The organism is Streptomyces sp. NPDC058796 (genome assembly GCF_042745235.1).
Taxonomy (GTDB): Bacteria; Actinomycetota; Actinomycetes; order Streptomycetales; family Streptomycetaceae; genus Streptomyces.
Window position 1 is genome coordinate 65,578 of sequence record NZ_JBHYOP010000002.1, and the last position, 23,042, is coordinate 88,619.

Here is a 23,042-nt window from a genome sequence, read left to right on the forward strand (position 1 = left end):
CCGATGAGCGGCACTTCGAAAACGGCGACCGGCAAGACCCCGGCAGCCGCCGAGGACCAGGACCTCGGCGCCGCCGGCTCCCAGCTGACCACCGCCCCGAAGGAAGAGGCCCCGAACCTCCCCTCCCTCGGCGTCATCGGCTGGTTCCGCTGGTTCTGGCGGCAGCTCACCTCGATGCGGGTGGCCCTGCTGCTGCTCCTGCTGCTGTCGCTGGGCGCCATCCCGGGGTCGCTGATCCCGCAGGAGGGCGTCGACGCCATGAAGGTCGAGGAGTTCCGCGAGAACCACGACGTCCTCGGACCCCTCTACGACAAGCTCGGCCTCTTCCACGTCTACAGCTCGGTGTGGTTCTCCGCGATCTACATCCTGCTGTTCGTCTCCCTCATCGGCTGTATCGTCCCGCGCACCTGGCAGTTCGTGGGCCAGCTGCGCGGCCGTCCGCCGGGCGCCCCCCGGCGCCTGACCCGGCTGCCCGCGTACACCACCTGGCGAACCGGGGCCGAGCCCGAGGAGGTCCGCGAGGCCGCGCTGAAGCTGCTGAAGAAGCGCCGCTTCCGCGCCCACGCCGTCGGTGACGCCGTCGCCGCCGAGAAGGGCTACCTGCGCGAGGCCGGGAACCTCGTCTTCCACGTCGCGCTGATCGTGATGCTGATCGCCTTCGCCTGGGGCCAGCTCTTCAAGTACGAGGGCAACAAGCTGATCCTGGAGGGCGACGGCTTCTCCAACACGCTCACCCAGTACGACGACTTCAAGTCCGGCAACCTCTTCGACCCGGACCACGACCTGGTCCCCTTCAGCTTCAGCCTGAAGAACTTCCACGGCACCTACGAGGCCACCGGCCCCAACCGCGGCACCCCCCGCGTCTACGAGGCCGAGGTCACCTACAGCGAGGGCGCCTACGGCAAGGAGAAGTCGAAGGTCATCGAGGTCAACGAGCCGCTGGAGATCGACGGCTCGAAGGTCTACCTCACCGCCCACGGCTACGCGCCGATCCTCACCGTCCGGGACGCCACGGGCAAGGTCGTCATGGACAAGGAGGCGACCGCCCTGCTGCCGCTGGACTCCAACGTCACCTCCTCCGGCGCCGTCATGGTCCGCGACGGCTACCGCAACGCCGAGGGCGAGCGGGAGCAGCTCGGCTTCAACGCCTTCTTCCTGCCGACCTACGGCGGCGAGGGCAGCACGATGCTCTCGACCTTCCCCGCGCTGCTCAACCCGATGCTGGCGCTCTCCGCCTACCACGGCGACCTCGGCGTGGACGCGGGCTTCCCCAAGAGCATCTACCAGCTCGACAAGGAGAACCTCGAGGAGTTCAAGGACACCGACGGCGAGCTGTTCAAGAAGCAGCTCAAGATCGGCGACACCATGACGCTCCCGAACGGCGCCGGCACGGTCACCTTCGACGGTGTCCAGGAATGGGCCAACTTCCAGGTCACCCGGCAGCCCGCCAGCGGCTGGGCGCTCGCCGGCTCCGTCGCCGCCATCCTCGGCCTCGCCGGCTCCCTGTTCATCCAGCGCCGCCGCGTCTGGGTGCGGGCCGTCAAGGGCGACGACGGCGTCACGGTGGTCGAGATGGCCGGCCTCGGACGCAGCGAGTCCGCGAAGGTCCCCGAGGAACTCGGCGACCTCGCCGCGGTCCTGTACGAGCCGAAGAACGACGACGACACCCCCGATTCTCCCGACACCCACGTCGTACCTGCCGAAGGGCCTGAGAAGTGACTCTCGCCGCCGCAACCAACGAGAACTTCGCGAACATCAGCAACACGCTGATCTACTCCGCGATGGCCGTCTACACGCTGGCGTTCTTCGCCTACATCGCCGAGTGGCTCTTCGGCAGCCGCAGCAAGGTCGGCCGCACCGCCGCCGCGCTCACCGCGGACAGCGAGGCGACGGCGAAGACCAAGGCGAAGACCGCCCCGGCCGTCACGGTCAAGAAGCCCGGCGGCACCGCCGTGATGGACCGGCCGGAGGTCGTCGTGCGCGCCGCCACCGGCTCCCGCGACGTGCCCGACGGCCCCGGTGCCCACGGTGGCACCGAGAAGGGCGACCTCTACGGCCGGATCGCCATCTCCCTCACCGTGCTGGCCTTCGCCATCGAGGCAGGCGGAGTGATCGCCCGCGCGCTGTCCGTGAAGCGGGCGCCGTGGGGCAACATGTACGAGTTCAACATCACGTTCACGACGACCGCCGTCGGCGTGTACCTCGTACTGCTCGCCCTGAAGAAGAACGTCCGCTGGCTCGGCCTCCCGCTGATCACCACGGTCCTGCTCGACCTCGGTCTCGCCGTCACGGTCCTCTACACCGCCAGCGACCAGCTCGTCCCCGCGCTGCACTCGTACTGGCTGTACATCCACGTCTCCACGGCGATCTTCTGCGGCGCGGTCTTCTACGTCGGCGCGGTCTCCACGATCCTGTACCTGTTCAAGGACGGCTACGAGAACAAGCTGGCCTCCGGCGGCACCCCCGGCCGTTTCGCCGACTCCGTCCTGGACCGCCTGCCCTCGGCCGCGTCCCTCGACAAGTTCGCCTACCGCGTCAACGCCGCCGTCTTCCCGCTGTGGACGTTCACGATCATCGCGGGCGCGATCTGGGCGGGCGACGCCTGGGGCCGCTACTGGGGCTGGGACCCCAAGGAGACCTGGTCCTTCATCACCTGGGTGGCCTACGCCGGCTACCTGCACGCCCGCGCCACCGCCGGCTGGAAGGGCCGCAAGGCCGCCTACCTGGCGCTGGCCGCCTTCGGCTGCTGGCTGTTCAACTACTACGGCGTGAACATCTTCGTCTCCGGCAAGCACTCCTACGCGGACGTGGGCCTGGGCGCCCTCCAGTCCGTGGGCTTCTGAACAAGGCGCGCCGTGAAGGGCCGATTCCCGTGACGCAGGTCATGGGGACCGGCCCTTCGTGCGCTGTCGGGGAGACGTGAGGTTTCCGGGGAGAGGCCGCCGTACGGGGGGCCGGTGTGGCGAGTGGGAACCGTGCGGGTGTTGACTCGGGGTGTCGGACGGCACGGTCTACTTCGGTGACGACCGCGGTGTCCTGCACGCCGCCGGCCCCCGAACCGGAGCGACGGCGCGGACCCGCCTGTCGTCCGGCGACCCCGACGTGGCCCTCGACGGGGACCGGGTCTGCTTCGACGGCGGCGACGGGCGCCTGCACGCGGGAATCGTCTCCCTCACCGAGCGCTGAGCGACGGCCGGACGTCCCCGCGGGCGACGCTCGCGACGATGTCCCGCAGCCGCTCCACGTACAGGCTCAGGTTCTTGTGCGCGACGTCGGTGTCCGGGTAGCGGGCGGCGAACCACAGGCCCTCCGGCAGCCGGGTGACCCAGGCGCACACCTGGTCGCCGTACGAGACCCGGAGCAGCGCGTACGCCGTGCGGTCCGGCCACCTGCCGGAGCCGGGGACGCCGCGGGCGTCGACGTACGACACGATCGAGTACAGGTCGGGCGAGGTCGGCCGGAAGTCCGTGCCGAGCAGGCGCAGCACCCGGTCGATCGGCATGCGGGACATCCGCCGATTGGCCTGGAGCTCGGCGCGTACGGTGCGCAGGGCGCCCGTGAAGTCGCCGGCCCCCGCCACCGGGACCTCGATCGGCGCGCCGCCCACGTACCAGCCCACCGACTCCGACCACTGGGACCGGGACCTGGTGTGGAACGGCACGACGGTGCGGTAGACGGGCTCCCCGCCGATCTCGTGGACGGCCAGGGCGGTGGCGGCCAGGACACCGACCAGGCTGCCGCCGTAGGGACGGCAGTACGCCTCGAAGGCGGCGGCGTCGGCCGCGCCCACCAGCGGCTCGCGCAGCAGCTTCTGCTCGGGCAGCGGTCCGCCCGGTTCCAGGCCGAGGTCGACGGGGAAGGACGGCAGCCGCCCGTCGCAGCGCCGGATGAACTCCCGCCAGCGGGCGACGATGTCGTGGTCGCCGTCGATCCGGTCGGCGTCCGCCCGCTCGGCCTCGCAGAAGTCGACGTAACTGCCCACCCGGGGACGCGGCACCGTCCGGCCCGCGACACCGGCCGCGTACAGTTCCTCGACCTCGGCGGGGATGCGGTAGATGGAGTACGCGTCGACGTTGCTGTGGTCGAAGGCCATGTAGACGCTGACGCCGTCGTCGCGGACGACCGCCGTGTAGATGAGGTTGGGCCAGCGCAGCGCGTCCGCGACCCGGTCGAAGCGGTCCTGGAGGTGGCGGGACAGTTCGGTCGCGTCCGGGAAGTCGCCGACGTCCTCGCGGTGCAGGGACACGGCGTCCGCGTCGAGGGTGAACCGCCGCACGTGGTCGTCGGGGGCACCGTCCCACCGGAAGCCGCTGCGCAGCGTCTCGTGCCGCAGGGTCCAGGAGCGCAGCGCCTCCTGGAGGACGTCGAGGTCGACCGGTCCGGGGATGTCGAAGGCCGCGCCCAGCCAGGTCGGCACGAACAGACCGTCGTCGCGCACCGATCGGGCCGTCCGGATGTGCGACTCCTGGATGTACGCCGGTGGCCGCGCGTCCTCGGGCAGCGCCGCCGCGACCTCGACGGTCGCCGGACTGAGCGTCCACTCGACGAGGCGCCCGGGCCGGATCTCGCAGCGGTGGATGTCGGTCAGTCGCACGAGGGGTCTCCGTTCGCAGATGTAACAGACCCGACCAAGGGAATGCCGTGCCCGCGACCGCGCACATGGTGTGTCGGCAGGGTTCAACGAAACGGATGGCCCCTCGAACGGCGGTACGGGGGCCGCGCGGTCAGCCGCCGAGCAGCGCGAGGACGCTGTTCACGGCCTCGACGACGGGCTGGCCGACCGCTCCCACCGTGGCGGCGATGCCGGCGACCGCCATCAGAGCGCGGTGCCGCTGCTGCGGTTGGATGCCGGGCGCCGTGGTGATGTCCGGCAGGCAGTCGTCGATGGACTGCGCGCTGGCCGGCGGCACCTGGGCGCGCAGCTCCTGCACCAGCTCGACGAGTTGCCGGATCGCCGCCTCCAGAGCGGGCGACGCCTCGGTTCCGGCGGGAGCCGCGTGGTTCTTGACGATGCCCGTGTTGCCGAAACCGCCGTGCATCGAGACGCTGTCGCCGAAGTAGTAGTTGCCGCCGCTCATGAGTTCCCCACTCCTACGTTGCCCGATCCGCCGTACATGTTGACGTTGTCGCCGAAGTAGTAGTTCCTGGGATTGACCAGGAGCTGCTCCACCTTGACGTGGAACTCCGCCTCGGGGTTCTCGATGGCCTGCACGATGGGCGCGACGAGCCGGTCGAGCTGGTGCGGGTCGGCGCTGGTCACCATCGCGATGGACGGCCCGGACGTCTCCATCGCCAGGACGTACTGGGCCGGCGCCGTCAGTACGGAGAACAGCTCCACGATGCTGAACACCAGTGCCGCGATGGCCCCCAGCCAGACGAAGGTCAGGATGCCGCCCGCCGTCGAGCTGTCCGCGAGAGCCGTCAGCCCGGCGACGATCGTCAGCCCGAAGGCAACCGACAGGATCAGCGCCGTGCGCTTCAGGAACAGCAGCGTGGCTTCCTTGCGGCGGGGCGTCATGGTGAAGGTGTAGACCCGGGTGATGTTCTGCAGGGGGTACGCCGCCGCCCCGACCCACAGCAGCCGCTTGCCGACCCGCAGGTCGACGGCGCGCACGGACCGCGGTGGCACGGCGGGCGGCGGGGGGATGTCGTACTGGCCCGGGGGCTGGGATCTCTGGCCGGGTGGCTGGAATCCTTGGCTCTGCTGCTGGAATCCCTGATTCGGGGCGCTTTCCATGATTTCCCTGACCCTCCGTCGGCTGATGGGCCGTCAGTGAGTGATCCATTAACCACGCAGAGTGTCCTCGGTGCAAGTCAGATACGTGTGCAGTCGGCCCGCGCCCCCCAGGCTGGCCCGCGTACGGGCCGTGAGCGCTTGCTCCCGTGCGGCGATGGCCGTCCGCAGCGCCTCGCCGCCGCCCTCCCGGCGCAGGCCGTCCAGGACGGGCCGGATCTGGTCGAACAGGTAGTGGCTGCGGCGCAGCGTGCGCACCACCCGGGCGTCGCGCACGTCGGCGGGCCCGTACACGCGGTACTTGGTGCCCCGCTCCCGTCCGGGCGCGAGCAGCCCCGCCGCCTCCCACACCCGCAGCGCGGACGTCCGTACGCCGACCAGCGCGGCCACCTCGCCGATGCGCAGACCGCCGGTGCCCGTCACCGGTTCGGTCTCCCGACCGGCCAGCGCCTCCAGCGCCTCGCGTGCGGCTCGCAGCGCGACCCGCTCCTCGTGCAGGGCCGCGTGCGCGGCGTCCACGAGGGCGAGCGCGCCGGGAACGTCCCCCTCGTGCACGGTCCGCATGACCCGCGTCGCCGTCACCGGCCCGTACCCCTCCCGCAGCCCCCGGTACGTCAGCAGCGCCTGCCGGTGCCGCTCGCCGAAGACGCGGTACCCCGACTCGGTCCGTCCGGCAGGCGGCAGGACGCCGGCGTCCTCGTAGTTGCGGATCTGCTGCGTCGACAGCCCCGCCAGCCGGGCCAGGTCGACGGTTCGCAGACGTTGACGGCGGTCGTCGGTGTTCATCGGCCCGCAGCCTATGCGCGGCCCGCCCTCGGAGCCGGCGCTCGAGCACCGCGCAATCGGAGACGCGGCGCCGGTAGCGGGTGTGCCGGGTCCGGCGTGTGCCTGCGCCGGATCAAGAGCACCTACAGCGGCAGGCCCCGGGGGCGGACAGGCCCACGGGCGGCCCTAGGGCCCGTCGGTCCCCCGGAACGCGGCGACGGCGCTCCGGACGAAGGCGCGGACCAGCGGGTTGGGGTCGCCCCCGGGCCAGGCCACCACCGCACGGCTCGCCGGCATGCCGGTCAGCGGGACCACGGTCAGCCCCTCCGTGGGCTCGTGACCGACGAGGGTCATGCCGACCGTGCCGTTCCAGAGCACGGCCTGCCGGCATTCCTGCACGGTGCGGACCACCGGGCCCTCGCGGAGCCGCCCGCCGCTCCAGTAGGCGCTCCAGAGCGGGTCGGTGCCCGCCGGGAACCGGAACCAGCGGCGGTCGGCCAGGTCGGCCGGCGTCAGGCCGTGGCGGCGGGCCAGCGGATCGTCCGCGCGCAGCAGTGCGCCCACCGGATCGGCGCGCAGCTCGCGCACGGTCAGGCCGGTGGTGACGAACGGCGCGCGGGTCAGGGCCACGTCCACCAGCCCGGCGTGCAGTCCGCAGGTGGGGTCGGTCAGGTCGGTCTCGCGCACGGTGACCTCGACCTGCGGGTGGCGCCGGCGGTAGGCGCCGGCCAGCCGGAGGACGTCCGGGTCGGTGCTGTCGCCGAGGATGCCGACGGTGAGGGTCGCGGTGCCGGCGGCGGCGGCCACCCGTACCCGCATCCGGTCGGTCCGGTCGAGCAGGTCGCGCGCCTCGTCGAGGAAGACCGTGCCGACCCCGGTGAGGGTGACACCGGCCGGGTTCCGGTCGAACAGCGGAGCGCCGACCTCAGTCTCCAGCCCCTTGATCGCCCGGCTCAGCGGCGGCTGGCTCATGTGCAGCCGGGCGGCCGCCCGGCCGAAGTGGAGTTCCTCGGCGACCGCCACGAAGTAGCGCAGCGTACGTAGCTCCATGCAGCGACGATACCCGTACGGTATCGACTTCGCGGAAGAGGTCTTGGACGGCTGTGCCGTCTCGGCGGTGCAATCGGAGCATGACCGACGACGCAGCACGAACCAGTGAGACGGCCACGACCACGACCGGAGATCCCGCCGTGTCGGTGGTCGGGCCGGAGGACGGGGAGGTGATCCTCCTGGGCAGCACGCGGATGCGCGTCCTGGAGGACGGCCGCAACACCGGGCACCGCCTCGGGGTGGCCGAGTCCGTCCTCGCCCCGCACACCCCGGGACCGCCGCAGCACCGCCACGCCGAGCACGACGAGGGCTTCTACGTCGTCTCCGGTACGGTCCGGTTCACCGTCGGGGACACGGACCACGACGCGACGGCGGGCACGTTCGTGCTCGTCCCGCCCGGCGCCCCGCACACCTTCGCCAATGCGACCGGCGAACCGGCCGTCCTGCTCAGCACCTTCACCCCGGACCTGTACGTGCGGTACTTCCGCGACCTGCGGGACCAGTTCGCCGGCGGCCGGGCTCCGACCCCGCAGGACAGCATCCGCACCATGCGCCGTTACGCGACCGAGCCCGCCACCGACTTCGCGGGGAGCGCGCGGTCGTGACCGTCGCCTACTGGATCGCCGCCGCTCTCCTCGCCGCCTTCTACCTCTACGGCGGCGGACTGAAGGCGGTCCGCAGCCGTGCGCGGCTACGGCCGATGATGGCCTGGGTGGACAGTGTGCCGATGCCGGCCGTCCGGGCCGTCGGGGTGGTCGAGGTGCTGGGCGCCGCCGGGCTGGTCCTCCCGCCGCTGACCGGTGTCGCACCCGGGCTGGCACTGGCCGCGGCCGTCGGGTTCGTGGTCCTGCAGATCGGCGCGACCGGCGTGCACCTGCGCCTGGGGGACCGGCGGGTCGCCCTCAACCTCACCCTCCTCGCCGCCGCCGCGGCGACCGTGCCGCTCGCCACGACCTGGCTGTGAGCCGCCGCCACCGTGCCGGGAAGGCGGTCGGTCGGTGACCTACATCGCTCCTAGCGTGCGGTCACGGAAGACCCGGCCGAACAGGAGCCCGCCATGAACCTCGTCTCGATCCGCATCATCACGGACGACGTAGCCCGCCTCGTCGACTTCTACGAACGCGCCACCTCGGTCCGCGCGAACTGGGCCACCGAGGACTTCGCCGAAATCCGCACCGGCTCCGGCACCCTCGCGATCGGCAGCACCCGGACGGTACCGCTCTTCGCCCCCGGCTCCGCCCGCCCGGCTCCGGCACTTTCCAGCCGTGGATGGCCGGATCGCCTCGTTGCTGCGGGGAGTTGGTCACCCTAGTGTGTCAAGGAGTGGTAAACGGGGGCTGGGGGCTTGGTGCCGGGAAGAGAAACCGTCGACGTGCGTGTCAGCCGTCGCGTGCTGTGGCTGCGCGACGACGCCTACCCGCTGCAGAACATCGCTCGGGCGAAGACCGTCGAGATACCGACCCGCCGTACCGGCGAAACGCTGAAGTTCCTCGCCGGTGGCGTGGGGATGACCCTGTTCGGCATCATCCTCATCGCGATCCTCGACGCACTGCCCTCCTGGGGTCTCGTCACCTTCCTCGGCTACGCGGTACGCGTCTGCGGAATCATCTTCTATCTGCTCCTGGCCTTCGCCCTGTACGAGATCCTGACCCGCAAGCTGCTGTACGCGTTGGTGATCGAGACGTCCGGAAACCCCGCCACCCTGGTGGCGAGCGAGGACCGCTCGGTCGTCGACAACCTCGTCGTCAAGATCATGGACGCGATCGACGACCCCGGCGCGGAGTTCCAGGTCTCGGTGGAGAACTTCCACGTCGGCGACAGGATCCAGCAGATCGGCAACGGCAACACAGGGGTGAGGCGATGAGCGGGGACATGCACTTCGGCGACCGGGTCAGCCAGTACGGCAACAACAACACGGGCATCGTCCACAACTACGGACCCGCGGATCCGGCAGTCGCCCGCGCCCGGATGGTCGAGGCCGTCCAGAACCTGCGCACGCACCTCTCGGACACCGACCGGCAGGTGATCGACCAGTGCCTGCCGGAACTGGAGGCGGCCGACGGGAGCGACCCCACGCGTCTGCGGAACGTGCTCGCGGCCGTGACGGGCATCGCGGTGCTGGTGGGGGACGTGGGGGCGCCCGTCGTCGAGGCCGTCCAGAACTTCCTGAACGCCCTCGGCGCGTAGCGCGCCGTCCGCCCGGACGGCGTTCAGTCGGCCCGGGGGTCCTCGTCCTTCCGACGGTCCTCGCGCCCGTCCGCGTCCCCGCCCCCGTCCTTCTCGTCGTCCTTGCCCAGGGACTTCAGGAAGTCGGGGTTGTCGTCCGGCGCCACCCACTGGCGGCGTCCGCCGCCGCCCCACGGTGACGAGCCGGCCGGCTGCCGCTTCTTGCCGGCGAGGATCCAGGAGATCGACCCGACCAGCGGGAAGAGCAGCACGAGGACCGCCCACAGTGGCTTCGGCATGTGCCGGATGTCGCTGTCCTTCGTGCTGATGCAGTCGATGAACGCGTAGACGCTCAATGCCAGTGGGATCAGGAACATCAGCACCCGAAGCATGGAGCCTCTCCAGCGAAAGCGGTGGGGTACAGGGTCGGTACAGGCCCAGGGTAGCCGCTCGGGGATACTGGACCGCATGGCTTACGACGATCTTCGCTCCCTGCTCAGGGCTCTGGAGCGCGAGGGCGACCTCAAGCGCATCAAGGCCGAGGTGGACCCGTACCTGGAGATCGGGGAGATCGTCGACCGGGTGAACAAGGCCGGCGGCCCCGCCCTGCTCTTCGAGAACGTGAAGGGCTCCGACATGCCCCTCGCGATGAACGTCTTCGGCACCGACCGGCGCCTGCTCAAGGCCCTCGGTCTGAAGTCGTACTCCGACATCTCGGACAAGATCGGCGGGCTGCTGAAGCCCGAGCTGCCGCAGGGCTTCGTCGGCGTGCGCGAGGCCTTCGGGAAGCTCGGCGCGATGACGCACGTACCGCCGAAGAAGGTCAAGGGCGACCACGCGCCGGTCCAGGAAGTCGTCCTGCGCGGCGAGGACGTGGACCTCGACCGCCTCCCCGCCCTCTTCACCTGGCCCGACGACGGCGGCTCCTTCTTCAACCTCGGGCTCACCCACACCAAGGACCCGGAGACGGGCATCCGCAACCTCGGGCTGTACCGGCTCCAGCGCCACGACAAGCGCACCATCGGCATGCACTGGCAGATCCACAAGGACAGCCGGAACCACTACCAGGTGGCGGCCAGGAGGGGCGAGCGGCTGCCCGTCGCCATCGCCTTCGGCTGCCCGCCCGCCGTCACCTACGCCTCCACCGCCCCGCTCCCCGGCGACATCGACGAGTACCTGTTCGCCGGGTTCCTCCAGGGCAAGCGGATCGAGATGGTCGACTGCAAGACCGTCCCCCTCCAGGTCCCCGCGCAGGCGGAGGTCGTCGTCGAGGGCTGGCTGGAGCCCGGCGAGATGCTGCCCGAGGGCCCCTTCGGGGACCACACCGGCTTCTACACCCCGCAGGAGCCGTTCCCCGCCCTCAAGATCGACTGCGTCACGATGCGGAAGCGTCCGCTGCTCCAGTCGATCGTGGTCGGGCGGCCCCCGACGGAGGACGGCCCGCTGGGCCGGGCCACGGAGCGGTTCTTCCTGCCCCTGCTGAAGATCATCGTGCCGGACATCGTGGACTACCACCTCCCCGAGGCCGGCGGCTTCCACAACTGCGCGATCGTCTCGATCGACAAGAAGTACCCCAAGCACGCCCAGAAGGTCATGCACGCCATCTGGGGCGCCCACATGATGTCCCTGACCAAGCTGATCGTGGTCGTCGACTCCGACTGCGACGTCCACGACCTGCACGAGGTCGCCTGGCGGGCCCTCGGCAACACCGACTACGCCCGTGACCTCACCGTCGTCGAAGGCCCGGTCGACCACCTCGACCACGCCTCCTACCAGCAGTTCTGGGGCGGCAAGGCCGGTATCGACGCCACGAAGAAGCTGCCCGAGGAGGGGTACACACGGGACGGGGGCTGGCCGGACATGGTGCTGTCCGACCCGGAGACGGCGGCGAAGGTCGACCGCCGCTGGAAGGAGTACGGACTGTGACGTCGGCTTCCGCCGCGCTGCCGCAGCAGCCGGGGCGCACCAAGGCGTTCCTGCGCCTGGTGATGATCGAGCACTCGGTCTTCGCCCTGCCCTTCGCCTACATCGCCGCGCTGACCGCGATGTACGAGTGGGACGAGAACATCCACTGGGGCCGGCTGCTCCTGGTCACCGTCGCCATGGTGGGCCTGCGCACCTTCGCGATGGCGGTCAACCGGATCATCGACCGCGAGATCGACGCCCGCAACCCGCGCACCGCCCACCGTGAACTGGTCACCGGCGCCATGTCGGTCAAGCACGCCTGGACCGGCGCGCTGATCGCCCTGGTCGTCTTCCTGGGCGCGGCGGCCCTGCTCAACCCGCTCTGCCTCGCCCTCGCCCCCATCGCCGTCGTCCCCATGGTGGTCTACCCGTACGGCAAGCGGTTCACGAACTTCCCGCAGGCCATCCTCGGTCTCGCGCAGGCGATGGGCCCGATCGGCGGCTGGCTGGCGATCACCGGCAGCTGGTCCTGGGACGCCGTGATCCTCGGCCTCGCGGTCGGCATCTGGATCGGCGGCTTCGACCTGATCTACGCCTGCCAGGACGTCGAGACCGACCGGCAGGTCGGCGTGAAGTCGGTCCCGGCCCGCTTCGGCGTCCCGGCCGCGATCTGGGGCGCCCGCGCCTGCCACACCGTCACCACGGCCCTGTTCGTCTGGTACGCCGTCGCCACCGGCGCCGGTGTCTTCTTCTGGCTCGGCCTGCTGATCGTCGCCGGTGCCTTCGTCTACGAGCACACCATCGTGCGACCGACCGACCTGTCCCGGCTGAACAGGGCGTTCTTCTCGGTCAACGGCTTCATCGGCATCGCCCTGTTCGTGTGCGCGCTGCTCGACCTGCTGGTGCGGGGGCTCACGGTCTGAAAACCCTGAGCCTGCGACTAGGCTCGGCATCATGAAGCCAGGACAGACGCAGCGCACGCCTTGGATCGTGGGGGTGTCGGGGGCGTCCGGTACGCCCTACGCGGCAGCGGTGCTGCGTGCGCTGCTCGCCGCCGGTGAGAGCGTCGACCTGGTGGTCAGCCGGGCCTCGCGGCTCACCCTGCTCGACGAGACCGGCATCTCCTTCCGCGACGCCCACTGGCGGGACGACCTGCGCGCCTGGCTCGCACGCGGGGCCGACGGCAAGCCGGACACGTTCGACGTGGACGTCACCGGCGACCGGGTACGGCACTGGAGCGCGGGTGACCTCGCGGCCGGGCCGTCCTCCGGGTCGTACCCCGTCAGGGGCATGCTGATCGTGCCCGCGTCGACGGCCTGCGTGGCGGGTGTCGCCCTCGGGCTGTCGAAGGACCTGCTGCAGCGGTCGGCGAGCGTGACCCTGAAGGAGCGCCGCAAGCTGGTCGTGGCCGTACGGGAGACCCCGCTGGACGGCCGGACCCTCAGGCACCTGGTGACACTGGACGACGCGGGCGCGACCGTGGTGCCCGCCTCGCCGGCCTTCTACGCGGGGGCGACGCACATCCAGGACCTGGTCGACTTCGTCGCCGGACGCGTCCTCGACGCGGCAGGCGTCGGACACGGCCTCTACCGCCGCTGGAGCGGCGACCTCGGCGGGGCCCGCCCCACCACCTGAGCACCACCTCCCCCCACACGTTGGTTACCCACATCTTCAGAACTCTTCAGTGGAAGGCTTCGATCGCATGGACGCGGTGGACAGGCAGCTCATCCAGGCCCTGAGGGAGAACGGCCGGGCCTCGTACGCGGAGCTGGGGCGCCTCGTCGGGCTGTCGGGACCCAGCGTCACCGACCGCATCAACCGGCTGGAGGCGGCCGGTGTCATCACCGGCTACCGGGCCACCGTGGACGCCGCCTCGCTCGGCCTCGGCGTCACCGCCCTCATCGGCGTCTCGCTCTCCGACGCGGCCGACCACGAGGACGTGGCGCAGCGGCTGCGGGACCTGCGGGAGATCGAGGACTGCTGGTTCATCGCCGGCGACGACTCCTACATGCTCAAGGTGCGCGCGGCCGACGTGGACGGCCTGGAGAGCATCATCCGGCGCCTGTCGGGGACCAAGGGCGTCTCCCGGACCCGCACCACCATCGTGCTCTCCACCAAGTGGGAGAACCGGGTGGGCGAGCTGCCGGAAGAGGTCCAGTAGCCGGGGCGTACGGTTGACGAGTCAGTCTCAGAAAGAGGTATCGCATGGACGCCGGGCTCAAGCGGGAGCTGGAACAGAAGGTCCGCTCCGGGGAGCGGCTGACCCGCGAGGACGGCATCGCGCTGTACGAGTCGGACGACCTGGCCTGGCTCGGCGGCCTCGCGCACGAGGTGCGGACGCGCAAGAACGGCGACGTCGTCCACTTCAACGTCAACCGCCACCTCAACATGACCAACGTGTGCACCGCGTCCTGCGCGTACTGCTCCTTCCAGCGCAAGCCGGGGGAGAAGGACGCGTACACGATGCGCATCGAGGAGGCGGTGAAGCTCGCCAAGGAGATGGAGGGCGAGAACCTCACCGAGCTGCACATCGTCAACGGCCTGCACCCGAACCTGCCGTGGCGCTACTACCCGCGCTCGCTGCGGGAGCTGAAGGCCGCGCTGCCGGACGTGTCGCTCAAGGCCTTCACGGCCACCGAGATCCACCACTTCGAGACCATCTCCGGGATGTCCGCCTCCGACATCCTCGACGAGCTGATCGACGCCGGTCTGGAGTCCCTGACCGGCGGCGGCGCCGAGATCTTCGACTGGGAGGTGCGGCAGCACATCGTCGACCACCGCACCCACTGGGAGGACTGGTCGCGCATCCACCGCCTGGCGCACGAGAAGGGGCTGAAGACCCCGTGCACCATGCTCTACGGTCACATCGAGGAGCCGCGCCACCGCGTGGACCACGTGCTGCGCCTGCGCGAGCTCCAGGACGAGACGGGCGGCTTCCAGGTCTTCATCCCGCTGCGCTACCAGCACGACTTCGTGGACCTGAAGGACGGCAAGGTCAGGAATCGCCTCCAGGCCCGCACGCAGATGGCGACCGGCGCGGAGGCGCTGAAGACCTTCGCGGTCTCCCGGCTGCTGTTCGACAACGTCCCGCACGTCAAGGTCTTCTGGGTCATGCACGGCGTCCAGACCGCGCAGCTGGCCCTGCAGCACGGCGCCGACGACATGGACGGCTCGGTCGTCGAGTACAAGATCACGCACGACGCGGACGACTTCGGCACGCCGAACAAGCTGACACGCCAGGACCTGCTCGACCTGATCCGCGACGCCGGGTTCCGGCCGGTGGAGCGGAACACGCGGTACGAGGTCCTCCGGGAGTACGACGGTCCCGACGCGGGGCGCCGGGAGTCTCCGCAGCCGATGCGGGTGTGAGTTCCCGGTTGTCCGCCGGGTGCGGGCGGGTGAGTGGGGCCGCGCGAGCAACCACTCACCCGCCCGCACCCGGTACGGGTCCGCAGGGCAATGGCGGGTACCCGCCGGCACATGGCCGGTACCGAGGACGCTTACACTGCCGAACCCTTCGTTCCGAAGCGCGGCGGCCTCCCCGCCCTGCGCCGGGCGGCCGCCGACTGCAAGGGCTGCCCCCTGCACCGCGACGCGACCCAGACGGTCTTCGGCGCCGGCAAGGCGACCGCCCGCCTCATGCTCGTCGGTGAGCAGCCCGGTGACCAGGAGGACCGGCGCGGCGAGCCCTTCGTCGGCCCCGCCGGCAGGCTCCTGGACCGGGCGCTGGCGGACGCCGGCCTCGATCCGGCGGACGCCTACGTCACGAACGCCGTCAAGCACTTCAAGTTCACGCGGGCCGAACCGCGCAAGCGCCGCATCCACAAGGCGCCCACCCTGCGCGAGATGACCGCCTGCGGGCCCTGGCTGGCCGCCGAGCTGGCCCAGGTGGAGCCCGAACTGATCGTGGTGCTCGGCGCGACGGCGGGCAAGGCGCTGCTCGGCTCCTCGTTCCGGGTCACGCGGGTGCGCGGCACGGTGCTGGAGGAGGAGATCCACGGTCGTCCGGAACGGCTGGTGCCGACCGTGCACCCGTCGGCGGTGCTGCGGGCCGAGGACCGGGACGGGGCCTACCGGGGCCTGGTCTCCGATCTGAAAGTGGTGGCCCGAGCACTCGTGTAATGGTTACGATGCATATGTGTCCCTTACTTTCACCCTCGATCCCGCCCTCACCCCGGACCTGCGCGACGGCGTGCTCGACCTGTGGACCGACGTCACCAACGCGGGCGGCTCCGTGGGCTTCGTCCCGCCGGCGAGCCGGGAGGACATCCGCCCCGAGCTGGTCAAACACATGGTCGCCATGGCCGAGGGCCGTACCCGCCTCCTCGTCGGACACGACGGGACCGGCCGGGTGGCCGCCACCGCGTTCCTCACCCTGAACACCCACCGGCTGATGACCCACTGGCTGTGGCTCTACACGGTGATGGTCCACCCGCGCCACCAGGGCCGGGGCTACGGCCGGGACCTGATGGCCGCCGCCGCGGACGCGGCCCGCACCCTCGACGGCGTCGAGGCGATCCGGCTCACCTGCCGGGGCGGCCTCGGCCTGGAGCGGTTCTACGAGTCCTGCGGCTACAAGGAGGTCGGCCGGGTTCCCGGCGCGATCCGGGTGGCTCCCGGCGACGACCGGGACGACGTCTTCATGCTGCTGCCGCTGGCCTGAGCCCGACCCCCGTGCGGGACCGGCGGCCCGGCATGCTTCACTGGACAGTGCCTCTTTGTGCCAGAAACGGAAGAGTGGATTGAGATGCTCCGCTACACGCTGATGCGCCTCGGGATCTTCGTCGGCTGCCTCGTGGCCGTCTGGGGACTCGTCTACGTCGGCGTGTTCCCGCGCGGGCTCGGCGACTCCAACGGCATGTGGATCATCCTGCTCGCCCTGCTGGTCTCCGCCCCCATCAGCTACGTCGCGCTGCGCAAGGAGCGGGACCGGGCCTCGGTGCAGGTCGTGAACCGAGTGGACCGCCTCAAGGCCAACCTGGACGCCAACCGCGGCCAGGAGGACGTCGCCGACGACTCCGCACGGGCGCAGGGCCAGACCTCGTAACGTCCGTCACACCCACGTACGCCCCGGTTCCCGCATTCCGCGGAAAACCGGGGCGATCTGCGTTTTACGGGCAGGAGTCGCCTCCAGCCTCTCAAAGTTAGGCTTTGAGGGTCCCAAAGCACTGGTGTTAAAGTCGTGTGCATGAAGCACGCAGCCGCGCCCCACACACCCCCGAGCCTCGCGCTCGTGGCGCGCCTGCACGTGGACCTCTGTCGGTGCGCGTCCGCGAACTGTCGCCCCTGACGTTCCCCCTCATCCCGTCGTTCTCCACGTCAGCCCTGCGCGTCCGTCCCCCGCGTCCCGTCCCCTACGGAGTCTGTCCGTGTCCTCTTCATCGCCCGCGAAGCCTTCCGCCGGGTCCCCGGCCAAGAAGTCCTTCAAGGTGCCCTTCTGGGCCCAGATACTCGCCGGCCTCGTCCTCGGTGTCCTGCTGGGCTGGCTGGCCCGCAGCCAGGACATATCGTGGCTGGTCACCACCCTGGAGAAGGTCGGTGACACCTTCATCGGCCTGCTGAAGCTGGCCGTCGCACCGCTCGTCTTCTTCGCGATCCTGGTCTCGATCACCAACCTGCGGAAGGTCAACAACGCGGCCCGCCTGGCGTCCCGCACCCTCCTCTGGTTCATGATCACGTCGCTGATCGCGGTGGCCATCGGCCTCGTCATCGGCCTGGTCACCAACCCCGGCGCCGGCACCGGCCTCACCCCGGCCGACGGCGCCAAGCCCGAGAACACCGGCTCCTGGATCGACTTCCTGACCGGCATCGTGCCGACCGACGTCATCACGCCGTTCACCGAGCTGAACGTCCTGCAGATCGTCTTCATGGCCGCCGTCGCCGGCATCGCCGCCCTCCAGCTCGGCGAGAAGGCCCAGCCGATCCTCAACCTGAGCGAGTCGGTCCTCACCCTCCTCCAGAAGGCCCTGTGGTGGGTCATCCGCCTCGCCCCGATCGGCACCATCGGCCTCATCGGCAAGGCCATCGCCACCTACGGCTGGGACCTCATCGGCAAGTACGCCACCTTCACCGCCGACATCTACGTCGGCTGCGCGATCGTGATGTTCGTGGTCTACCCGGTGCTGCTCGCCACCGTCGCCAAGCTCAACCCGCTGCAGTTCTTCAAGGGCGCCTGGCCCGCGATCCAGCTGGCCTTCGTCTCCCGCTCGTCCGTCGGCACCATGCCGCTGACCCAGAAGGTCACCGAGCGCCTCGGCGTCCCGAAGGAGTACGCGTCCTTCGCCGTGCCGTTCGGCGCGACGACCAAGATGGACGGCTGCGCCGCGATCTACCCGGCGATCGCCGCGATCTTCGTCGCGCAGATCTTCGGCATCGACCTCGGCGTCGGCGACTACCTCCTGATCGCCTTCGTCTCCGTGGTCGGCTCCGCCGCCACGGCCGGCCTCACCGGCGCCACGGTGATGCTGACCCTCACCCTGTCCACGCTGGGCCTGCCCATGGAGGGCGTCGGCCTGCTCCTCGCGATCGACCCGATCCTGGACATGATGCGCACGGCGACGAACGTCGCGGGCCAGGCTCTCGTCCCGGTCATCGTCTCCGCCCGCGAGGGACTGCTCGACCGCAAGGCCTACGACGAGGCGCACAGCTCGCCCGTCGACGAGCCGGAGCGGGAGCAGGAGAAGCAGGTGTCGGAGCCGGTGCCGGCCGTCGCCTGACCTCGACCCGGCTGCCCACGGGCCGGCCCCCTCCCGGTGCGACGCGCACTTGGAGGGGGCCGGCCCGTTCTCGCTTCCACGCCCACCGCGGCGACCTGACGCCGCCTCGAGGCCGCCGTCAGACGACCAGGACCCGGCGCCCGCGCGTGTGCCCCGCCCGGCTGTCGATGTGCGCCGCCGCCGCGTCGGTGAGCGGGTACGACCGCTCGACCGGGATGCGGAGCCGGCCCCGCGCGATCAGGTCGACCACCTCGGCGAGCGCGTCCGGCATGCTCCCGGCCGTACCGGAGAACCGGACGCCGGACTGCGGCGCGCCGAGGTCGGCGATGGAGACCACCCGCCGCGGGTCCCCGGTCAGCTCGACGAGCTCACGGATCACCCCGGAGCCGGCCAGGTCGAGTGCCGCGTCGATGTGGCCGAGCCCGCGCACCCGCTCGACCCAACCCTCGCCGTACGTCGTGGGGACGGCGCCCAGCTCCCGCAGGTAGTCCTGATTGGCGGCACCGGCCGTGCCGATCACCGCGATGCCGCGGTCGCGGGCGATCTGCAGCACCGCCGATCCGACTCCGCCGGACGCGCCGCTGACCAGCAGCGTCTGTCCGGGCCGCACCCCCACTTCGCGGATGACGCGCAGCGCGGTCTCCACGACGGACGGATACCCGGCCGCCTCCTCGAACGTCAGGCCCTCGGGCATCCGGGCCCAGGCCGACAGCACGGCGAAGTCGGCGTAGGTGTCGGTGCCCTCGCCGAACACCGGATCACCGGCCTCGACACCGTCGACGCCCTCGCCGACCTCGTCCACCACCCCTGCGGCGTCCAGCCCGACGCCCGCGGGCAGCTCGATCGGATGGGCCCCCAGGACCTGGCCCTCGCGGAGCCTCCAGTCGACGGCGTTCACGCCCGCCGCCCGCACGGCGACGCGTATCTGACCGGGGCCCGCGTGGGGCTCCTCGGCGTCCAGGAGCTGGAGGACTTCCGGACCGCCGAACTCGGCGAAGCTCACTTTCCTCATGCGGCCGACCGTAACACTAACCGTTAGGGTTTTGGAACTGTTGCGGTTTCGTACCTGGTAGTTTTGGCGCATGACCGTGCCGACCGGACGCCGTGAGCGCAAGAAGGCCGCGACCCGGCAGAAGATCGCCGACACCGCCCTGCGGCTCTTCCTGGAGCGCGGGTACGACGCGGTGGGCATCCGCGACGTGGCCGCCGAGGCCGACGTGGCCGTCACCACGCTCTTCTCCCACTTCGCCGCCAAAGAGTCCCTCGTGTTCGAGCGGGACACGGACTTCGAGCGGCGCCTCACCGAGGCCGTCACCGGCCGGGCACCGGGCGAGCCGCTCATGCCCGCGCTGCGCCGCGAGGTGCACGCTCTGGTGGCCCACTGCGCGGCGCCCGAAGCCGCCCCGGTCTGGCGCATGATCGACGCGTCACCCGCGCTGCGGCAGTACGAGGAGTCGATGAGGCTGCGCCACGCGGAGTCGCTGGCGGCGGCCGTCGCCGCCGATCTCGGTCTGCCCCGGGCCACGACGGCCTGCCGGGCGATCGCGAGGTTCGTGGTCGACGCCCACGCGCTGGCCCGTCAGGCGGACGATCCCCGGGCGGCGGTGGACGAGATCTTCCGGATGATCGAGGCGGCCTGGGAGGCCGCCGGAGCGCGGACGGCCTGATCACGGCCGCGCGGACCGTACGCTGATGCGTATGGGTGCAGGGAAGACCAAGCGGATGCCGCGGGCGGTCCGTGAGCAGCAGATGCTGGACGCCGCAGTGCGGATCTTCGGACGACGCGGGTACATGGCGGCGTCGATGGACGAGATCGCCGAACTGGCGGGTGTCTCCAAGCCGCTGGTGTACCTGTACCTGAACTCGAAGGACGACCTTTTCAGCGCCTGCGTCCGCCGCGAGGCCCGGGCCCTCACCGAGGCCGTGCGCGCCGGTGTACGGCCGGGACTGCCCGCGGACGGACAACTCTGGTCCGGACTGCGGGCGTTCTTCACCCACACCGCGCGCAACCCGGACGCCTGGCGGGTGCTGCACCTCCACGCCCGCACCCACGGCGAGCGGTTCGCCGCCGAGGTCGCGGCGATGCGCGAGGACATCGTCGCCTTCGTGACCCAGCTGATCGCGGCCGCGGCACGGGAGGCGCACGGCCGCCCGCACCTGCCGGAGGGGGAGGTCGCGGGGCTGGCCGAGGCGCTGGTCGGCGCGGCCGAGTCGCTCGCCGACTGGGCCGGTGCCACCGAGGGCGTCACCGCCAAGCAGGCGGCGGCGACCCTGATGAACTTCGCCTGGGCGGGGCTGGGCGACCTGATGGCGGGCCGGCCCTGGGCACCGCCGGAGGAGACCGGGACGGAGGCCGACGCCGGGACCGGTCCCGAGCCGGGCGCTCCGGCGGTCCCGGTTCAGGCCGGGTAGGGCCCGGCCTCCCCGGAAAGGTGCAGTCGCCGCCCGTCCCCGCCCCGCAGCTCGAACCGCCCGCCCCCGGCCCCGTACGCCACCGTCCCCGGCAGCGGCACCGGCGCCCGGAACCGAGCCCGTACCACGGCCGCGTCCGGTGTGCCGTGCTCGGCGAGGCAGCGGGCCACGGTCCACATGCCGTGCGCGATGGCCCGCGGAAAGCCGAACAGGCGGGCGGTGAGCGGGTGCAGGTGGATCGGGTTGCGGTCGCCGGAGGCGGCACCGTAACGCCGCCCGATGTCACCGGCGAGGCGCCACTCGGCCCGGGCGGGCAGCGGCTCGGTGTCCGGGGCGGCCGGGCCGTGGTCCCGCGGGTCCGTGGCCGCCGGTCCTGGACCTCGCGGCGCCGCGCTCCCGTCCACCCGGTGCCGCGCCAGATACGTACTGCGCGACTCCCACACCGGCTCGGTCCCGCCGCCGGTCCGCAGCTCCGTCACCACCGTGGCCTCGGTGCCGCGCCGGTGCGGGGCCAGGCCCTCGATCCAGGTGGTGAGTTCGTACTCGCCGGTCGCGGGCATGGCGGCCCGCCGGATGATGGCGATCGACGTGTGGACGAGCCCGGGCAGCGGCAGCGGGAAGTCCCGCCCGCTCATCAGGCGCATGGCCACGGGGAAGCCCAGGACGTGCGGATAGGTCGGCGGCAGCGCGTCCGCGCCGGTCGGGAAGCCGCACACCCTCTCGTACGCCGCCAGCCGCGCGAGGTCCACGCGCAGGCCGGGCAGCACCAGCCGGGTGCGGGGGAAGTCCGCGTCCGGGCGGGGGCGTTTGAGGGGCGACAGCAGGGTGCCGCGCGCGAGGAGCGGCGGAAGGGCGGGCAGGCGGGTGAGCGTGCCGGTCGTGGCGGCCGTCGGAGTCATCACGCCCCCAGCAGGCTCTGGCCGCAGACGCGTACGACCTGGCCGTTGACCGCGCCCGAGGCCGGGTGCGCGAGCCAGGCGGTGGTCTCGGCGACGTCCACCGGCAGGCCGCCCTGGCCCAGGGAGTTCATGCGGCGGCCGGCCTCGCGGATGAACAGCGGGACCGCCGCCGTCATCCTCGTCTCGATGAAGCCCGGGGCCACCGCGTTCACCGTCACGCCGTGCTCGGCGAGCGCGCGCGGCGCGAGGGAGCGGACCAGGCCGGCGATGCCCGCCTTGCTGGCGCCGTAGTTGGTCTGCCCCGCGTTGCCCGCGAGTCCCGCGATCGAGGCCGTCGCCACGATCCGGCCGCCCCGGTTGACCGCCCCCGCCGCGAGCAGGGCGTCGGTGGTGCGCAGGACGCTCGCGAGGTTGACGTCGAGGACGGAACTCCAGCGTTCGGCGGGCATGTTGGCCAGGCGCCGGTCGCGGGTGATGCCCGCGTTGTGGATCAGGAGGTCCAGCCCGCCGGGCACGGCGGCGGCGATGCGCTCGCCCGCGTCGGCGGCCGTGATGTCGAGGGCGAGGGCCGTGCCGCCGAGGCGTTCGGCGAGCCGGCGCGCCTCCTGCCCGGCCTGCGGCACGTCGAGGACGACGACCCGGGCGCCTTGTCCGGCCAGGGTCCCGGCGACGGCCGCGCCGATGCCGCGGGCGGCGCCGGTGACCAGCGCGGTGCGCCCGGCTAGGGGCAGTTCGGCGTCGTCGGGTACGGCGGTGGGGGAGCCTGCCGTGGGGCCGACCTCGATCACCTGGCCGCTGACGTAGGCGGAGGCGGGGGAGAGGAGGAAGCGCAGGGTGGACTCGGCGGCGGGCGCGTCGGTGAGGCGGACGAGGTTGACCGTCCTGCCGCGTCCGATCTCCTTGCCGAGCGAGCGGGTGAAGCCCTCCAATGCCTGCTGCACGGCGGCCTGGTGATGGTCGGCGGGGTCGAGCGGGGCGCCGAGCACCACGACCCGGCCGCTGGTGGCGACGGACCGTACGACGGGGTGCAGGGCGGCGTGCACCTCGGCGAGCGCGTCGACGTCGCGGACGCCGGTGGCGTCGAGGACGACGGCGGCCGGGTGCCCGTCCGTGTCCGGGGCGGGGCCGGTGCGGTCCAGTACGGACGCGAGGTCGAGGTCCGTCTCGCCGGCCGTGAGGTGCAGCAGGCCGCCGGTGAGCGCGTCGCGCCGCAGCTGCGCGGGCTGCGGCAGGCCGAGGCGGCGGGTGAGGAAACGGCCGGGTGCGGTGCCGGTGAAGCTGAGATAGCGGTCGGCCATGTCCTGTCTCCCCAACGGCTGCGTAGGTGGCGCTGTGCTTACCCTGGAGTAAGGTTACCGGAGGTAAGCCTATGTCACGGGTGAGGAGCAGGTCGAG

Annotated in this window: 28 protein-coding genes and 1 pseudogene; 20 read left to right on the forward strand and 9 right to left on the reverse strand. The window is 71.5% G+C overall.

The annotated features are described in order from the left end of the window. The first annotated feature begins 3 nt into the window (after positions 1-3). From ACFW47_RS05480 to ACFW47_RS05490, 3 genes are all read left to right on the forward strand, one after another. Positions 4-1,719, forward strand: coding sequence for a cytochrome c biogenesis protein ResB (locus tag ACFW47_RS05480; protein ID WP_386281927.1), 1,716 nt, complete (start codon positions 4-6; stop codon positions 1,717-1,719). Continuing rightward, positions 1,716-2,843: a c-type cytochrome biogenesis protein CcsB gene (ccsB, locus tag ACFW47_RS05485; RefSeq protein ID WP_386304889.1), complete on the forward strand. Its 1,128-nt coding sequence runs from the start codon at positions 1,716-1,718 to the stop codon at positions 2,841-2,843. Before ACFW47_RS05480 ends, ccsB begins: the two co-directional genes overlap by 4 nt. 151 nt (positions 2,844-2,994) lie before the next feature. Continuing rightward, positions 2,995-3,186 carry a hypothetical protein gene (locus ACFW47_RS05490; RefSeq protein ID WP_386281923.1) on the forward strand — a complete coding sequence of 64 codons (192 nt, stop codon included), beginning with the start codon at positions 2,995-2,997 and terminating at the stop codon, positions 3,184-3,186. Here the strand turns inward: ACFW47_RS05490 and ACFW47_RS05495 are convergent. From ACFW47_RS05495 to ACFW47_RS05515, 5 genes are all read right to left on the reverse strand, one after another. Continuing rightward, a complete protein-coding gene (locus ACFW47_RS05495) occupies positions 3,173-4,594 on the reverse strand; it encodes a condensation domain-containing protein (RefSeq protein ID WP_386281920.1) in 1,422 nt (473 codons plus the stop codon). The two genes, ACFW47_RS05490 and ACFW47_RS05495, sit on opposite strands and share 14 nt — an antisense overlap. 130 nt (positions 4,595-4,724) lie before the next feature. Next, positions 4,725-5,078, reverse strand: a complete 354-nt coding sequence (locus ACFW47_RS05500; RefSeq protein WP_386281918.1) for a hypothetical protein — start codon at positions 5,076-5,078, stop codon at positions 4,725-4,727. Beyond that, positions 5,075-5,737 (reverse strand): DUF6232 family protein, encoded by a 663-nt coding sequence (locus ACFW47_RS05505; protein WP_386281916.1) that lies wholly within the window; start codon positions 5,735-5,737, stop codon positions 5,075-5,077. The genes ACFW47_RS05500 and ACFW47_RS05505 overlap by 4 nt, the downstream gene beginning before the upstream one ends. 48 nt (positions 5,738-5,785) lie before the next feature. After that, positions 5,786-6,520, reverse strand: coding sequence for a MerR family transcriptional regulator (locus ACFW47_RS05510; RefSeq protein WP_386281914.1), 735 nt, complete (start codon positions 6,518-6,520; stop codon positions 5,786-5,788). Between the two features lie 165 nt (positions 6,521-6,685). Continuing rightward, positions 6,686-7,549 carry a LysR family transcriptional regulator gene (locus ACFW47_RS05515; protein ID WP_386304891.1) on the reverse strand — a complete coding sequence of 288 codons (864 nt, stop codon included), beginning with the start codon at positions 7,547-7,549 and terminating at the stop codon, positions 6,686-6,688. A gap of 80 nt (positions 7,550-7,629) precedes the next feature. Here ACFW47_RS05515 and ACFW47_RS05520 point away from each other — a divergent pair, with 80 nt between their 5' ends. From ACFW47_RS05520 to ACFW47_RS05540, 5 genes and pseudogenes are all read left to right on the forward strand, one after another. Continuing rightward, positions 7,630-8,154: a cupin domain-containing protein gene (locus tag ACFW47_RS05520; RefSeq protein ID WP_386281910.1), complete on the forward strand. Its 525-nt coding sequence runs from the start codon at positions 7,630-7,632 to the stop codon at positions 8,152-8,154. After that, complete coding sequence (locus ACFW47_RS05525) at positions 8,151-8,513, forward strand: DoxX family protein (protein ID WP_386281908.1); 363 nt, start codon at positions 8,151-8,153, stop codon at positions 8,511-8,513. The genes ACFW47_RS05520 and ACFW47_RS05525 overlap by 4 nt, the downstream gene beginning before the upstream one ends. Before the next feature lie 93 nt (positions 8,514-8,606). After that, positions 8,607-8,798 (forward strand): annotated as a pseudogene (locus ACFW47_RS05530) (VOC family protein); the annotation flags it as partial. A gap of 123 nt (positions 8,799-8,921) precedes the next feature. Further along, complete coding sequence (locus ACFW47_RS05535; protein WP_386281906.1) at positions 8,922-9,413, forward strand: DUF6232 family protein; 492 nt, start codon at positions 8,922-8,924, stop codon at positions 9,411-9,413. Continuing rightward, complete coding sequence (locus ACFW47_RS05540; RefSeq protein WP_386281904.1) at positions 9,410-9,736, forward strand: hypothetical protein; 327 nt, start codon at positions 9,410-9,412, stop codon at positions 9,734-9,736. The genes ACFW47_RS05535 and ACFW47_RS05540 overlap by 4 nt, the downstream gene beginning before the upstream one ends. A gap of 23 nt (positions 9,737-9,759) precedes the next feature. Here ACFW47_RS05540 and ACFW47_RS05545 read toward each other — a convergent pair whose 3' ends face one another. Beyond that, positions 9,760-10,107 carry a PLD nuclease N-terminal domain-containing protein gene (locus ACFW47_RS05545; RefSeq protein ID WP_386281902.1) on the reverse strand — a complete coding sequence of 116 codons (348 nt, stop codon included), beginning with the start codon at positions 10,105-10,107 and terminating at the stop codon, positions 9,760-9,762. 76 nt (positions 10,108-10,183) lie between these two features. Here ACFW47_RS05545 and ACFW47_RS05550 point away from each other — a divergent pair, with 76 nt between their 5' ends. The 10 genes from ACFW47_RS05550 to ACFW47_RS05595 all read left to right on the forward strand — a co-directional run bounded on the left by ACFW47_RS05550 (position 10,184) and on the right by ACFW47_RS05595 (position 18,336). Beyond that, the gene (locus ACFW47_RS05550) at positions 10,184-11,641 is read left to right on the forward strand and encodes a menaquinone biosynthesis decarboxylase (protein ID WP_386281900.1); all 1,458 of its coding nucleotides are present in this window, start codon (positions 10,184-10,186) and stop codon (positions 11,639-11,641) included. Beyond that, positions 11,638-12,543, forward strand: coding sequence for a menaquinone biosynthesis prenyltransferase MqnP (gene mqnP / locus ACFW47_RS05555; protein WP_386281898.1), 906 nt, complete (start codon positions 11,638-11,640; stop codon positions 12,541-12,543). Before ACFW47_RS05550 ends, mqnP begins: the two co-directional genes overlap by 4 nt. Positions 12,544-12,574: 31 nt before the next feature. Next, positions 12,575-13,255, forward strand: a complete 681-nt coding sequence (locus ACFW47_RS05560; protein ID WP_386281896.1) for a UbiX family flavin prenyltransferase — start codon at positions 12,575-12,577, stop codon at positions 13,253-13,255. 67 nt (positions 13,256-13,322) lie between these two features. Further along, on the forward strand, positions 13,323-13,781 hold the full coding sequence (locus ACFW47_RS05565) for an Lrp/AsnC family transcriptional regulator (RefSeq protein WP_121748517.1): 459 nt from the start codon (positions 13,323-13,325) through the stop codon (positions 13,779-13,781). A 44-nt stretch (positions 13,782-13,825) separates the two neighbouring features. Beyond that, positions 13,826-14,989: an aminofutalosine synthase MqnE gene (gene mqnE / locus ACFW47_RS05570; RefSeq protein ID WP_386281893.1), complete on the forward strand. Its 1,164-nt coding sequence runs from the start codon at positions 13,826-13,828 to the stop codon at positions 14,987-14,989. 111 nt (positions 14,990-15,100) lie between these two features. Then, complete coding sequence (locus tag ACFW47_RS05575) at positions 15,101-15,742, forward strand: UdgX family uracil-DNA binding protein (protein WP_386281890.1); 642 nt, start codon at positions 15,101-15,103, stop codon at positions 15,740-15,742. Positions 15,743-15,758: 16 nt separating this feature from the next. Continuing rightward, a complete protein-coding gene (locus ACFW47_RS05580; protein ID WP_386304894.1) occupies positions 15,759-16,283 on the forward strand; it encodes a GNAT family N-acetyltransferase in 525 nt (174 codons plus the stop codon). An 84-nt stretch (positions 16,284-16,367) separates the two neighbouring features. Further along, entirely contained in the window at positions 16,368-16,667 is a 300-nt protein-coding gene (locus tag ACFW47_RS05585; protein WP_386281885.1) for a DUF4229 domain-containing protein, read from the forward strand. A gap of 141 nt (positions 16,668-16,808) precedes the next feature. Continuing rightward, positions 16,809-16,910, forward strand: a complete 102-nt coding sequence (locus ACFW47_RS05590; RefSeq protein ID WP_328287003.1) for a putative leader peptide — start codon at positions 16,809-16,811, stop codon at positions 16,908-16,910. A gap of 79 nt (positions 16,911-16,989) precedes the next feature. Then, positions 16,990-18,336, forward strand: coding sequence for a dicarboxylate/amino acid:cation symporter (locus ACFW47_RS05595; protein WP_386281882.1), 1,347 nt, complete (start codon positions 16,990-16,992; stop codon positions 18,334-18,336). A gap of 118 nt (positions 18,337-18,454) precedes the next feature. Here ACFW47_RS05595 and ACFW47_RS05600 read toward each other — a convergent pair whose 3' ends face one another. Next, positions 18,455-19,348: an NADP-dependent oxidoreductase gene (locus ACFW47_RS05600; protein WP_386304896.1), complete on the reverse strand. Its 894-nt coding sequence runs from the start codon at positions 19,346-19,348 to the stop codon at positions 18,455-18,457. A gap of 70 nt (positions 19,349-19,418) precedes the next feature. Between ACFW47_RS05600 and ACFW47_RS05605 the strand changes: the two genes are divergently transcribed. Then, positions 19,419-20,003: a TetR/AcrR family transcriptional regulator gene (locus tag ACFW47_RS05605; RefSeq protein ID WP_386281878.1), complete on the forward strand. Its 585-nt coding sequence runs from the start codon at positions 19,419-19,421 to the stop codon at positions 20,001-20,003. Between the two features lie 31 nt (positions 20,004-20,034). Continuing rightward, a complete protein-coding gene (locus ACFW47_RS05610) occupies positions 20,035-20,748 on the forward strand; it encodes a TetR/AcrR family transcriptional regulator (RefSeq protein WP_386281876.1) in 714 nt (237 codons plus the stop codon). Here ACFW47_RS05610 and ACFW47_RS05615 read toward each other — a convergent pair. Next, positions 20,736-21,647 carry a MaoC family dehydratase gene (locus tag ACFW47_RS05615; protein ID WP_386282151.1) on the reverse strand — a complete coding sequence of 304 codons (912 nt, stop codon included), beginning with the start codon at positions 21,645-21,647 and terminating at the stop codon, positions 20,736-20,738. The genes ACFW47_RS05610 and ACFW47_RS05615 overlap by 13 nt on opposite strands. Continuing rightward, positions 21,647-22,945 carry a 3-oxoacyl-ACP reductase gene (locus ACFW47_RS05620; RefSeq protein ID WP_386281874.1) on the reverse strand — a complete coding sequence of 433 codons (1,299 nt, stop codon included), beginning with the start codon at positions 22,943-22,945 and terminating at the stop codon, positions 21,647-21,649. Before ACFW47_RS05620 ends, ACFW47_RS05615 begins: the two co-directional genes overlap by 1 nt. Between the last annotated feature and the right edge of the window lie 97 nt (positions 22,946-23,042).